The 13,004-nt window shown below is 51.5% G+C and carries 17 protein-coding genes; 2 read left to right on the forward strand and 15 right to left on the reverse strand.

Annotated elements, in window-relative coordinates:
* Positions 1 to 28: 28 nt before the first annotated feature.
* Positions 29 to 157: a hypothetical protein gene (locus NSQ22_RS12110; RefSeq protein ID WP_255350175.1), complete on the reverse strand. Its 129-nt coding sequence runs from the start codon at positions 155 to 157 to the stop codon at positions 29 to 31.
* A complete protein-coding gene (locus NSQ22_RS12115; protein ID WP_008879707.1) occupies positions 144 to 584 on the reverse strand; it encodes a peptidylprolyl isomerase in 441 nt (146 codons plus the stop codon). The genes NSQ22_RS12110 and NSQ22_RS12115 overlap by 14 nt, the downstream gene beginning before the upstream one ends.
* A gap of 384 nt (positions 585 to 968) precedes the next feature.
* On the opposite strand from NSQ22_RS12115, the gene NSQ22_RS12120 reads away from it, so the two are divergent.
* Positions 969 to 1,844, forward strand: coding sequence for a DUF1002 domain-containing protein (locus NSQ22_RS12120; protein ID WP_008879708.1), 876 nt, complete (start codon positions 969 to 971; stop codon positions 1,842 to 1,844).
* A 25-nt stretch (positions 1,845 to 1,869) separates the two neighbouring features.
* Here NSQ22_RS12120 and lysA read toward each other — a convergent pair whose 3' ends face one another.
* Entirely contained in the window at positions 1,870 to 3,189 is a 1,320-nt protein-coding gene (gene lysA, locus NSQ22_RS12125) for a diaminopimelate decarboxylase (protein WP_029761019.1), read from the reverse strand.
* On the opposite strand from lysA, the gene NSQ22_RS12130 reads away from it, so the two are divergent.
* The gene (locus tag NSQ22_RS12130) at positions 3,178 to 3,393 is read left to right on the forward strand and encodes a hypothetical protein (RefSeq protein ID WP_029761020.1); all 216 of its coding nucleotides are present in this window, start codon (positions 3,178 to 3,180) and stop codon (positions 3,391 to 3,393) included. The two genes, lysA and NSQ22_RS12130, sit on opposite strands and share 12 nt — an antisense overlap.
* 115 nt (positions 3,394 to 3,508) lie before the next feature.
* Here the strand turns inward: NSQ22_RS12130 and NSQ22_RS12135 are convergent, their stop codons facing one another.
* The 12 genes from NSQ22_RS12135 to NSQ22_RS12190 all read right to left on the reverse strand — a co-directional run bounded on the left by NSQ22_RS12135 (position 3,509) and on the right by NSQ22_RS12190 (position 13,004).
* Positions 3,509 to 4,987 (reverse strand): spore germination protein, encoded by a 1,479-nt coding sequence (locus NSQ22_RS12135; protein ID WP_008879710.1) that lies wholly within the window; start codon positions 4,985 to 4,987, stop codon positions 3,509 to 3,511.
* Entirely contained in the window at positions 4,935 to 5,546 is a 612-nt protein-coding gene (locus NSQ22_RS12140) for a stage V sporulation protein AE (protein ID WP_029761021.1), read from the reverse strand. Before NSQ22_RS12140 ends, NSQ22_RS12135 begins: the two co-directional genes overlap by 53 nt.
* A 5-nt stretch (positions 5,547 to 5,551) precedes the next feature.
* The gene (locus NSQ22_RS12145; protein ID WP_035499242.1) at positions 5,552 to 5,902 is read right to left on the reverse strand and encodes a SpoVA/SpoVAEb family sporulation membrane protein; all 351 of its coding nucleotides are present in this window, start codon (positions 5,900 to 5,902) and stop codon (positions 5,552 to 5,554) included.
* Positions 5,903 to 5,938: 36 nt separating this feature from the next.
* Positions 5,939 to 6,967: a stage V sporulation protein AD gene (gene spoVAD, locus NSQ22_RS12150; RefSeq protein WP_008879713.1), complete on the reverse strand. Its 1,029-nt coding sequence runs from the start codon at positions 6,965 to 6,967 to the stop codon at positions 5,939 to 5,941.
* Between the two features lie 17 nt (positions 6,968 to 6,984).
* Complete coding sequence (locus NSQ22_RS12155) at positions 6,985 to 7,413, reverse strand: SpoVA/SpoVAEb family sporulation membrane protein (RefSeq protein ID WP_008879714.1); 429 nt, start codon at positions 7,411 to 7,413, stop codon at positions 6,985 to 6,987.
* Positions 7,414 to 7,430: 17 nt separating this feature from the next.
* The gene (locus NSQ22_RS12160; RefSeq protein WP_008879715.1) at positions 7,431 to 7,862 is read right to left on the reverse strand and encodes a stage V sporulation protein AB; all 432 of its coding nucleotides are present in this window, start codon (positions 7,860 to 7,862) and stop codon (positions 7,431 to 7,433) included.
* On the reverse strand, positions 7,849 to 8,472 hold the full coding sequence (locus NSQ22_RS12165) for a stage V sporulation protein AA (protein ID WP_008879716.1): 624 nt from the start codon (positions 8,470 to 8,472) through the stop codon (positions 7,849 to 7,851). The genes NSQ22_RS12160 and NSQ22_RS12165 overlap by 14 nt, the downstream gene beginning before the upstream one ends.
* A gap of 217 nt (positions 8,473 to 8,689) precedes the next feature.
* Entirely contained in the window at positions 8,690 to 9,442 is a 753-nt protein-coding gene (sigF, locus tag NSQ22_RS12170; RefSeq protein ID WP_008879717.1) for an RNA polymerase sporulation sigma factor SigF, read from the reverse strand.
* 13 nt (positions 9,443 to 9,455) lie between these two features.
* Positions 9,456 to 9,896 carry an anti-sigma F factor gene (spoIIAB, locus tag NSQ22_RS12175; RefSeq protein WP_008879718.1) on the reverse strand — a complete coding sequence of 147 codons (441 nt, stop codon included), beginning with the start codon at positions 9,894 to 9,896 and terminating at the stop codon, positions 9,456 to 9,458.
* Positions 9,897 to 10,247 carry an anti-sigma F factor antagonist gene (gene spoIIAA, locus NSQ22_RS12180; protein WP_008879719.1) on the reverse strand — a complete coding sequence of 117 codons (351 nt, stop codon included), beginning with the start codon at positions 10,245 to 10,247 and terminating at the stop codon, positions 9,897 to 9,899. It abuts the gene before it with no gap.
* A 125-nt stretch (positions 10,248 to 10,372) separates the two neighbouring features.
* A complete protein-coding gene (locus NSQ22_RS12185; protein ID WP_008879720.1) occupies positions 10,373 to 11,548 on the reverse strand; it encodes a D-alanyl-D-alanine carboxypeptidase family protein in 1,176 nt (391 codons plus the stop codon).
* A gap of 154 nt (positions 11,549 to 11,702) precedes the next feature.
* Positions 11,703 to 13,004, reverse strand: coding sequence for a pyrimidine-nucleoside phosphorylase (locus tag NSQ22_RS12190; RefSeq protein ID WP_011887742.1), 1,302 nt, complete (start codon positions 13,002 to 13,004; stop codon positions 11,703 to 11,705).

A 13,004-nucleotide genomic window follows, 5' to 3' on the forward strand; every position in this document is an offset into this window, starting at 1 on the left:
ATTATACCACATTGACGGCTTTACATCATCACTTGGCGATCCAAAGCCAATACACGGCTCCCCATATGAAACTAGCCGCCAACAAGATGAAAAACAAAAGCCAATTCGTTCGGCTTGTCCGTTCTCCATCTTCCGTCCGCTGCTTACGGTTCGTCAACCACTTTCACTTCCTTCATCACATCACCGTTTTTCATCGCTTTGACGACATCCATTCCGGACGTGACTTGTCCGAAGACGGTGTGCACCCCGTCTAGATGCGGCTGCGGTTCATGGACGATGAAAAACTGGCAGCTGCCAGTATCGCGGCCGCGGTGCGCCATCGAAATCGCTCCGGTGACATGCCGGTGCGGATTATTGTCTGTCTCGCATGGGATTGTGTAACCAGCATCGCCCGTTCCATTGCCGCGCGGACAACCGCCTTGGCTGACAAAACCAGGGATGACACGGTGAAACGTCAGTCCATTATAAAACCCTTCGTTCGCTAATTTTTCAAAGTTGGCCACCGTCACCGGCGCCTCATTTGGAAACAGTTCAAATTCAATCTTTCCGCCATTTTCCATCAAAATATAGCCTTTTTTCGCCATCGCGCTTCCCCTCCTTTTTCACGCATAAACTGTCTTTATCATACCATGATTGACCAACAGAAAGAAAGCCAAAATGCCTTTTCATCCAAATGTTCCATGTTTTAAACATCATATATTGATATGAAATACCAATGGGCACGCCAGCAATGATCGGCGAAGTGAAACGGTAGAAAGGGGATGATCGTCTTTATTTATGATCATACTAAAATAGCTTTCGGCTCTTGAAATATCCACTACCTCGCTGTTTGCCATTTGCTTGGCCTCTCAACCGATGTATTTCTCGATCGCAATGAGCAGCGGAAGGCAGAACGCCGTTTCGATAGAAAAACAGGAGAGCGTACGGTATAATGATAGTGCATTTTTTATGAACAGGAGGCGAACTGCGTGAAACGAACGATCGCTTCATCGCTGCTAGCAGTCATGCTGCTGGCGTTTCCGGCCATGGTGGCGGCCGATGCTGCACCGGGCGACGTCATTGTAACACTCGGGGAAAACTTAACAAACGAACAAAAACAAAAAGTGCTCGAGGAAATGAAAGCGCCGGACGGAGCTCAGACGGTTACCGTCTCAAACGCTGAAGAGCATAAATATTTGGGTGGGCTCATCCCAAAAGCGCAAATTGGTACGCGCGCCATCTCATCGTCAATGATTACGATCGGCGAACCGGGATCCGGACTGAATGTTGAGACGCATAACATCACATGGGTGACGAAAGAAATGTACACGAACGCCTTAATTACCGCTGGAGTGAAAGATGCCGACATTTATGTCACCGCTCCGTTTCCGGTTTCCGGCACCGCCGCGCTGACCGGATTGATGAAGGCATATGAAATTTCATCTGACCAATCCATCCCGGACGATGTGAAAAAAGTAGCGAACGAAGAAATGGTGCAAACAGCGAAACTTGCTGACTCGATCGGTGCGGATAAGGCGGTCGCCTTGGTGGCAAAAGTCAAAGAAGAAATTGCCAACAATCCGCCGAAAACGGACGCCGATTTGCGCGCCTTGATTGAACGAATCGCCAACGACCTTGGCATTACGCTGAGCGAAGACGAAATCAATAGTCTCATTTCCCTCTTCCATAAAATGCAAAATGCGAATATTAACTGGGATCAAGTGAACGACCAACTCAGCAAAGCAAAAGAACGATTATCAGCCTTTTTGCAGTCAGAAGAAGGAAAAACGTTTATCCAAAACATTATCGACATCTTGAAAGAGATTTGGAATGCCATCAAGTCGGCACTCTCCTCGAATCAATAAAAAAACCCGCTTTATGCGGGCTTTTTTATTTTCTCACCTTCGTCTTAAACGGCAAATCATGCTGGATTAAATCTTCATATGTTTCGCGTTTGACAACGAGCTGAGCGTCGCCGTTTTCAACGAAAACGATCGCCGGACGCGGCAGGCGGTTGTAATTGTTCGCCATTGAATAACCGTAAGCGCCGGTGCAAAAAACAGCCAAATAATCGCCCGGCTTCGTCTCGGGCAGCGCAAGATCCCAAATGAGCATATCGCCCGACTCGCAGCATTTCCCAGCGATCGATACGGTTTCTGTTCGCTCACCTAGCACCCGATTGGCAAGCACTGCTTCATATTTTGCCCCGTACAACGCCGGACGGATGTTGTCGCTCATGCCACCATCAACCGCGAGATACGTACGAATGTTTGGCACGTCTTTGCGCGAACCGATCGTATAAATCGTCGTCCCCGCGTCACCAACGAGCGAACGCCCCGGCTCGATCCAAATTTCCGGCAACGGAAGCTGACACGCTTTAGCCTGCTTTTTCACTTCTTCAACAATGCAATCGACGTATGCGGACACCGGAATCGGATCGTCTTCCTCTGTATAGCGGATGCCAAAGCCTCCGCCAAGATTGATGACTGAAGGGATAAATCCATATGCCTTGTTCCATTCCGCCATCTTTGTAAATACTTTTTGTGCGGCAAGCACAAAGCCGGTCGTTTCAAAAATTTGCGAACCGATATGGCAATGAACGCCAAGCAACTGAAACGCCGACGATGCCATAACACGGCGAAACGCCTCATCTGCTTGGCCGTTGTTTAAGTCAAAGCCAAACTTGGAGTCTTCCTGTCCCGTTAAAATATAATCGTGCGTATGCGCCTCGACGCCCGGTGTGACGCGAAGCAACACCGGAACCACTCGACCGGAAGCGGCCGCCAGTTGTTCAATCAACTCCAGTTCGTAAAAGTTGTCGGCAACAATGCAGCCGATGCCATGTTCGAGCGCCATCGCCAGCTCATCCCGACTTTTGTTGTTGCCGTGAAAATGGATGCGCTCTGGCGGAAATCCAGCAGCAATCGCCGTATACAGTTCCCCGCCCGACACGACGTCAAGCGACAGCCCTTCCTCAGCGGCGAGCTGCACCATGGCAATCGAGGAAAACGCCTTGCTGGCGTAAGCTACTTGCGCCCTCACACCTTGAAGATGGAATGCTTCCTTAAACGCGCGCGCCCGCGCGCGAATCAACGCAACATCATAAATATAAAGCGGCGTTCCGTACATCTTCGCCAACTCGACCGTATCAACGCCGCCGATTTCCAAATGCCCTTTTTCGTTGACGCGGCTCGTCCCATGAAAAAACATGAAAATCCCTCATTCCTCATCAAAATGGCGCAGAAAAAGCAAAAAGACAGTTCGCAACCGGTAACTGCCTTAAAAAACAAAGCCGCAGAGCGAACGGCTCTGCCGCGCAACAGGCTGTCATACAGCCATGCATCCGGGCGCGCCCAAACGGAGCGGACGACCCGCCAATCCTGCACTTTCAACGGTTTGAAGTATCAAGTATAACTTATCACAATTATGCAAAAGTTGCAATAGCGCCATCACGAGAAAAGCGGCCGTCAATATGTGCCATCGGAAACGACCGCTTAAACCGTGATGGAGAAAATAGACGCGATGGACGTCATGACGGCTGCTTTTGCTGGTCTTGTGGATGGACGATGCTCGGCCGCACTTTCGCTCCAGCGGTCGAACGGCGGACGATAATTTGCATAAATGCCGCCGGATCAAAGGGAATGAACGGCCATAAGTACGGTGTGTTCAGCGAGCGGATGCTGGCTAACCAAAGGAAATAAACGGTCGTACCGATAACGAGCCCAGGCACTTTAAATAAGGCAACCAATATAACAAGCGCTAAGCGGCAAATTTTATTGGCTATACTCAGCTCATAGCTTGGCGTTGCAAATGAGCCGATCGCCGCTACTGCGACGTACAAAATGACTTCCGGCACAAACAACCCAACATCGATGGCGATTTGCCCGATTAGGACGGCAGCGATTAAGCCCATTGCCGTCGACAGCGGCGTCGGTGTATGAATAGCTGCCATCCGCAAGAACTCAATCCCGAAATCAGCGATCAAAATTTGGATGACAACTGGAATGTTTGTCTGTTTGTTTGGACCGATAAACGCCCACGAGTCCGGCAAGAGCGACGGCTCGAGCACAAACAGCATCCAAAGCGGCAGCAAAAACAGCGACGACAAAATGCCTAAAAACCGCACCCAACGGACGAACGTCCCGACCCCTGGTGACTGCCGGTACTCTTCCGCATGCTGGACATGGTGGAAGAACGTTGTCGGTGTAATAATGACGCTCGGCGACGTATCAACCATAATAAGTACATGCCCTTCAAGCAAATGCGTCGCCGCGACGTCCGGCCGCTCCGTGTAGCGGACGAGCGGATACGGGTTATACCCTTGCTTGACTAAAAATTCCTCTACCGTTTTGTCGCCCATCGTCAACCCATCAATATTAATCTGTTTCAATTCGTTTTTGACGAGCTCAACAAGCCCTGGGTCGGCGACATCTTGAATATACGCGATGCATATATCGGTTTTCGACCGTTCGCCAACTTGCAAAATTTCAAAGCGAAGCCGTTCATCGCGAATGCGGCGCCGCGTCAATGCTGTATTGACGATAATGTTTTCAACATACCCGTCACGGGCGCCGCGCACGACTTTTTCCGTGTCCGGCTCTTGCGGCTGGCGGCCTGGATAGCTGCGGACGTCAACAGCAAATCCAGTTGATTCTCCTTCAATGAAGATGATGATCAATCCAGACAGCAGCTGATCGACTGCTTCATCAAGACTCGTCACCGGGCTCACTTGCTGATGGACGAGCCGGTTCTCGATAATTTGCCGCGCTTGGGCGGCTTGGCGCTCATCGTCGTTGACGCGCACGATTTGTTTTAACAATTCAATAATGTATTGCGTGTCACATAAACCGTTGCAGTAATAAATATGTACCTCCCGGTTTAGCACATGAATTTTTCGCACGCCCAAGTCAAAGCTTGTGCCGACACCGATTCGGTTTTGCAAAAACTTGGCGTTATCAACGAGTTTCTCCGCGATCGGCACTTTTCCCTTCTTCTCTTTTTCCGGCATAGCCACCACTCCTTTCCAGAATCAACTCGACCGCCTTGCGCGTAATGGGCGCTCCGTTTTTCGCATTGTCGCGATACCCCATTTTGCCGATATCGCCGATGCCGACGACAAGCGGAATATTCAGTTGGTCAAGACAGTAGACGGTATCGCCGTTAATCCGCCCGACATCGAGATCGCGAATGCCTTCTTTATCGACCCCGTATTCCGTAATCAAGCCGTCGCGGTCGATGCTGACGTGCACTTTTGTCCATTCGCGCCGGTGCGTATTGGAAGCGACCGCCAGCGCCCCAAGCACCTCGATTTGCTCGTGCGTCGCTACGTAGCGGAGCGCCTCTTCTCCGGCTCCCTCTCCGATGGCGCCGCAATCATCAAACATAACAAACACCGGATCATGCGGCGTTTTCAAAATGAGTTCCACGAGCTGTTCGCCGCTTAGTTTCGTCGGATTTCCTTGCGAACACGAGATGCAGCGACCGCCGAGATCGGCAGCCACCCGCTCGATCGCTTGGCAGGCGAATTCATCCCCATCTGTCACTAAAATCACCCGTCGTTTTTTCATGATCTCTACCCTTTCGGTTTGCAAATGAGCGAGGCGAAAAACGAGCCAGCCACGATAAAGGCGAACAGAGCACCGGCAAAGCGGAACACTGCCGCTCCGGTTTCGACTAAGCCGTCCGGCCGCGGTTCAACCATCACGCCTTTCGCCAAAAAATAGCCAAATCCGCTTAGCGGCATCGTTGCCCCGGCGCCAGCCCAAGCAACAAACCGGTCGTATACGCCGCTAAACCCAAGAAGAACGCCTAGAATGACAAAGGCGCTGGCGACGTCCGCCGGCGTCCATTTGCCGCGGTCGAGAGCAAGCTGGGCGAGGGCGCATAGCAGCCCACCGGCCAAAAAAGCACGGACGTATTCCATCATTGCATTCCCCCTTGACCAGACCTGAAAGCCCCGTTATGGAAGCGAATCCGGCTCTTGTTTGGCCGCTTCAATGACGACGCCGTGGGCGACGGCCGGAATCGACTGTTTTTGCTGCACCATCGTTTGGCTAAGGAGCGCTCCGGTGGCAACGACAAACAGACGGTGAAACGTGCCACGATCAAGCTCGTGAAACAAATAGCCGTACGTGACGACTGCAGAACAGGCACAGCCGCTGCCGCCGGCAAACACTTTTTGATCGGGGCGGTAAATCATCAGTCCACAGTCGTTATAGACATCGCTAATATCATAGCCCGATTCGGCGAGCAGCTCGCGGACGATGACGCTACCGACGCGCGATAGGTCGCCGGTGACAATCAAGTCATAATCGCTTGGTGATGTACCTAAATCGCGGAAATGCTGCTCGATCGTATCCGCTGCCGCTGGAGCCATCGCCGCCCCCATATCGAGCGGATTCGTGAGCCCTGCATCGATGACTTTGCCGATCGTCGCCGCCCGGATGCGCCAGCGCCCTGGGGTGCGGCCAACGAGCGCGGCGCCAGCGCCCGTGACGGTAAATGTCGCCGTTTTCGGCTTTTGCACGCCAAGTTCAGTCGGATAACGAAACTGCCGTTCCGCAGTCGCGTTATGGCTGCTCGTCGCCACAAGCGCCGTATCGGCGAGCCCACCAGCAACAAAAGCGGCGGCTGCCGCCAGCGTCTGCATCGAGGTAGAACAGGCGCCGAACAAGCATAAAAACGGAATGGGCAGCTCGCGCGCAACATAGTTGGACGTCGCATTTTGGTTCAATAAATCGCCGGCTAAAAACAAATCAACATCGTGGGCAGAAACGCCGGCCTTTTGCAGACAACGTGCCACCGCCTCGCTCATCAACCGCCGCTCGGCCAACTCCCACGTCTCTTCCCCGCAATATAAGTCGCGATGCCAAATGTCAAAATAGCCACCAAGCGGGCCATCGGCCTCAAGCGGACCGACAGCGGTGGCAGCAGCTCTAATATAAATGTCCTCATCAAACACCCACGTCTGTTTTCCGACACGCTTCATGTCCTTCCCTCTTTTCGTCATGGCCAAAAGAGGCCGAGCACATAGGCAACAATGATGCCGTAAAGAATCGTTGCCCCGCCGGCTTTCAACATCTGCCCAGCCACCCCGGCCGTCCATCCTTCGCTCCGATGCTCGATCGCCGCGCTGGCGAGGGCGTTGGCCAGTCCCGTCATGAGCATCATCGCCCCCGCACCGGCAAACTGGCTGAAATCGTCATATTTTCCGGCAGCCGTCAACACGATCGCCAACCCGGACATCACCGTCACCGCCCATAGTTGAGCGGCAAACGGCGAAACAGCAAACAGGCGGCTATGCCACTCAGCAAGCCATTGCGCCAACGTGCAAAGCGCTCCGCCGACAAGAAACGCCTTGATCGCGTTGGCGGCGTATGGGGGAGAAGGCTGAAACGCCTTCACTTCACGGAGGTAATTCGCCTTTAATCCCACGTTTTCTCCCCCCTTTTTCAATGAAAGTAATCGACAAAATAAACCCAATGGAATAATGAACCTGCCACTTTTCCGAAGGCGAGCGCCATCAATAAAATGACAATTTTATCATCAACACCAATGCGCTTCGCTAAAATCGGCCAAACGTTCAATACTTCCGTCAGTGCCGCAGCGAGCATCCCGATAAATATGCCATGTAGCAATCCGATCGGCGCCAGCCAATACTTCGACAACTGCCAGACAGGATGACGCAAACTTATCCAGCCGCCGACGATGGCACCAGCAATGGCGCTCCACTCATACGCGTGGATGCGCTTGACCGTTTTCGTTAGCTGCGTCAGACGCGGAATGACGCCAAGCACGACTAAAAAAGCGACAAATCCCGTTCCAACCGCCAGCCCTCCAGCGAAGCCGACGAACACTACCAGCAAAATCTCAAGCGTCGTCAAGCTGTCTCATACTTTCTTTGTTTTCATGCAAAATGACGTATTGATCAATGGCTTGCTGGTAGTTGAACATTTCGACTTCAAGAGGGCTAGGCTCTTCATTAATCCGCTTGCGGAACCAATGGTTGAAAAATAACACCATTCCAATGCCAAGCCCGAACGAATACGGAATTTGCAAAAGCAACGGTTTGTCGACCGATTGGCCGGTCATGACTTCATACAGATAGCGATGCACTTTTTGCATGCTCACATCTTCGTGAAAGTTCATAATGGCCATCGCTGAACCAACAAATAAAAGAAGCCAAACAAGAATAAAAGCAACCGTCGAAAACCGCCGTTTTTCATACAAGACTTCCACGATCGTCTGCGACGGGCCGACCATCTGCACATCGAGCGAATCGTCGACATCGAGGACAGCACGAACGACTTGCATCATATCGATAATGACGATATTTTTATCGCTCGGTTGAACGCGATAGAGTGGAATCGCCTTCAACCGCCGAATGAGCCCGCCATCTGTCGCGGCAATTTGTGCCACCTGCCCCAAGGTGACGAGCGCCTCCGGTTTCACTTGCACACGATGGCGCAGTTTAATAAACACGGTATTTGCCATCTGTCCCACACCTTTATCCCCATTTTGTTTTTCTTTAGTTTGTTTGGATGAAAAAAGGATCATGCAGCTTGCTGATATTCACCATCGATTTCATAAAAATAGAAAAGAATGGGCCTCACAATACCCATTCTTTTAAAAAAAATGTTTTCAGTTGTTCCGTGACGCGAAAAAGCGGGCTATCTGCCCGCTTTTTCCCGCCTAGGTGCGGAAAAATGGACTACCCATCCATTTTTTCCTTTATGTGCTGCAATATTTTCTTTTCCAGCCGGGATACTTGCACTTGAGAGATGCCGAGTCTTGCTGCCACTTCGGACTGGGTTTGGTCTTTGTAATAACGCAAATAGACGATGAGCCTTTCGCGCTCATCGAGCTCTTCAATCGCTTTTTTTAAGGCAATTTTCTCAAACCATGATGCCTCGTCAGCATCGGCGATTTGATCGAGCAGCGTGATCGGATCGCCGTCGTTTTCATACACTGTTTCATGGATCGACGCCGGCGAGCGAACCGCCTCTTGGGCGAGAACGACTTCTTCCGGCGAAACACCCAAATGGTCGGCGATTTCGGTGATCGTCGGGGCCCGCCCGCGCGTCTTGGACAGTTCGTCCTTCGCTTTGCGGATTTTATTGCCCATCTCTTTCAGCGAGCGGCTGACTTTCACCGTGCCGTCATCGCGGAGAAATCGCTGAATCTCCCCGATGATCATCGGCACGGCGTACGTCGAAAACTTGACGTCATACGATAAGTCAAACTTATCGACTGATTTTAACAAGCCGATGCAGCCGATTTGGAACAAATCATCCGCTTCATAGCCACGATTTAAGAAACGCTGGACGACCGACCAGACGAGGCGCATATTTTTTTCAATAATTTCATCGCGGGCTTCTTGGTCGCCTTCCTGACTGCGGCGGATCAGCTCCTTCATCTCCTGGTCTTTGATTGGCGACTGATCTTGCTTGACATCGACATCCATAGGCATGTCTCCCTTAGTTACATAACGCTTTGCTTTTGGCAATATGCTTTTTCAAATAAACGGTCGTCCCTTTGTTCACTTCCGACTCGACAACGACTTCATCCATGAAGTTTTCCATAATGGTAAAGCCCATCCCTGACCGTTCGAGCTCCGGCTTTGTTGTAAACAGCGGCTGGCGTGCCTCGTCGATGTTAGCGATGCCGACTCCTTCGTCTCTCACCGTCAAGTGGACGATACCGTCTTCAATGACGACGGAAATGAAGACGATGCCGTTCGGGTCGTTGTTGTAGCCGTGAATGATAGCGTTTGTCACCGCCTCCGAGACGACCGTTTTAATTTCCGTCAGCTCATCTATCGTCGGGTCGAGCTGGGCGACAAACGCCGCCACCGTCACACGGGCAAACGACTCGTTTTCGCTGCGGGCGGAAAATTGGAGGTGCATTTCATTGCGCATTTATGCCACCCCCAGTGCCTGCAAAGCAAATTGTTCATCTGCTTCAAAGCGGATGATTTTAAACAGCCCTGACATGTCAAACAGACGCTTGACCGTCGGTGACACAGCGCAAACGACCATTTGCCCGCCGACGTTTTTAATTTGTTTATAGCGCCCCAAAATGACGCCGAGACCGGAACTGTCCATAAATGTCAATTGCCCTAAATTAAGTACAATATGGCGCACAGTCCGGTTTTCAAGCACGTCCGTCACTTTCTCGCGCAATTCCTCCGCTGTATGGTGGTCAAGCTCTCCAGAGAGGCGAACGATGAGCACGTCTTGCTTCACTTCCAAGTTGATCGCGAGACTCACAGCGCGTTCCTCCTTGTCCATTTCAGGATACGGAGAAGTTTCGCTGTCGCCCTCCGGAAATCCTGCCGCCCGACAAAACTAGTGACCGTTCGCCAAAGAGAGTGAAAAGATCACAAAAATTGACATTACCCAGCCTGAACGAAACGGCCGAACACTCGCTTAAACAAATCCCAAAAGCTGGCCTCTGCCACCGTTTGTTTGGCAACAAGCGGGCTGCGCAAAATCTCTTTTCCATCCTGCTTCAAAATAAGGACGCCAAGCTCATCGCCTTTTCGAACCGGCGCTTTCACGCCATCTTTCACTTTAACCACTTTCTCGATTTGCTCGACTGACTGCCCTTTTTTCGTCAGCACCGACACCGGCTCCGACGTTACGGCTGCGACCGACTTTTGTTTCCCCTTGCTGACATCGACACGGGCGACTGTTTCATTGCGCTTGTATACCGGATGGGCTTGATAGTGATGAAACGCGTAATCGAGCATTTTGGTAATTTGCGCGTTGCGCGATTTTGGTGTCGGCGCTCCAAACACAACGGCAATGACGCGCATGCCGTTCTTTTTCGCCGTCGCCGTCAAACAATATCCTGCTTCGCTTGTAAAGCCGGTTTTCAGCCCGTCAACGCCTGGATAAAACTTGACAAGCCGGTTAGTATTCACAAGCCAAAACTTTTTATCGGTGTTTTCGCGCAAATAGTCTTCGTACTTGCTTGTATATTTTGTAATTCCCTCGTATTTCAACAGTTCGCGCGCCATGATGGCCATGTCATAGGCGCTGCTGTAATGCCCTTCAGCCGGCAGGCCGGTCGTATTGGCGAATTTCGTTTCCTTTAAACCAAGTTCTTTCGCCTTTTCGTTCATCATTTCAACAAACGCTTCTTCCGATCCGGCAATCCGCTCAGCCATGGCGACAGAAGCGTCATTCGCTGAACCGATGGCGATGGCACGCAGCAATTCATCAACCGTCATTTCCTCGCCTGGCTCGAGAAAAATTTGCGATCCGCCCATCGAAGCAGCGTATTCGCTTGTCCGTACTTTCTCATCGTAGGAGAGCTTTCCTTCGTCGATCGCCTCCATGATCAACAACATCGTCATAATTTTTGTCATGCTCGCCGGCGGCAGTTTTTCATGAGGATTTTTTTCATATAGAACCTTGCCGGTGTCGCGTTCAATCAAGATGGCCGACTTCGCCTCATCAGCCAACTCAGTCTTTGTCCCCTTTGTTTCTTTCTCCTCAGCATATACAGAAAGGGGAAGGAAAAGAAGAAGCGGCAATAAAAGCAGACGGATGACTGTCGTTTTCATCTCCCAAACCTCCATTCTTTATACATGCCATTTTTTCCAATGGAGATATTTTTATACAAATGAACCAAAATAAAAAACGCTCGAAACGAATGTTTCGAGCGTTTTTCCTTGAACGACGCCTTCTTTAATTTGTACATCAGCCACGGTCTTGTCTTTATACAATCGTCTCATAAATGAGCGGCGGCGGAGCGACTGGCTGCGGTGAGATCCGAATGGCAGTTGCAAGTTTTTCTTCCACTGTGCGCACATCTTGCCGGTTGCTGTGGATGGTAGCAAGCGCCTCCCCTTTCCGCACACGGTCGCCAACCTTCTTATGGAGCACGATTCCGACCGCCAAGTCAATCTCGTCCTCTTTTTTTGCTCGTCCGGCACCAAGCCACATGGCAGCAGTACCGATTTCATCTGCAACAATCTCAGCAACATAACCGTCCTCGCTAGCTGCAACGTCAAACGTATACGCTGCTTGCGGCAGTTTGTCCGGGTCATCGACGACCGACGGATCGCCACCTTGGGCCGCCAAAAACGTTTTGAACGCTGCGATGGCGGATCCATCATGCATCGCCTCTTCAAGCAGGCGGCGCGCCTCATCAAGCGACGACGCCTTCTTCGCCAAGTAAACCATATGGCTGCCAAGCGTCAAACAAAGTTCTGTCAAATCGCGCGGGCCGTTTCCTTTCAGCGTAGCGATCGCCTCTTTCACTTCCAAAGCGTTGCCGACCGCATAGCCGAGCGGCTGGCTCATATCGGAAATAACGGCCATCGTCTGTCGGCCAACACGCTTGCCGATATCGACCATCGCCCGGGCCAGTTCGCGTGCCCTGTCGAGTTCCTTCATAAACGCCCCGGCGCCGGTTTTCACATCTAAGACGATGGCATCAGCCCCGGCAGCGATTTTTTTGCTCATGATTGAGGAAGCGATAAGCGGAATGCTGTTGACAGTCGCTGTCACGTCGCGGAGCGCATACAGCTTTTTGTCAGCTGGTGTCAAGTCGCCAGTTTGGCCAATAATGGCGATCTTATTCTCATTGACGAGCCGGAGAAATTCATCTTTGCTGATTTCTACGTGAAATCCAGGCACGGACTCGAGCTTGTCAATCGTTCCGCCCGTATGACCGAGGCCGCGCCCAGACATTTTCGCCACCGGCACGCCAACGGAGGCGACAAGCGGGCCTAAAACGAGCGTCGTCGTATCGCCGACCCCGCCTGTTGAATGTTTGTCAACTTTCATGCCACGAATGCCTGACAAATCGATGACTTCGCCGGAGTGCACCATGGCCATCGTCAACACCGCCGTTTCTTCGTCCGTCATGCCGCGAAAATATACCGCCATCGCCAGTGCGCTCATTTGGTAATCTGGAATGTCTCCGTTTGTATAACCGCGGATGATCCATTCAATTTCTTCTTTCGTCAGCGCCTGCCCATCTCGTTTTTTGGCAATCAAATCGACCATTCTCAT

Source organism: Geobacillus sp. FSL K6-3411 (assembly GCF_037965715.1).
Classification (GTDB): domain Bacteria; phylum Bacillota; class Bacilli; order Bacillales; family Anoxybacillaceae; genus Geobacillus; species Geobacillus thermodenitrificans.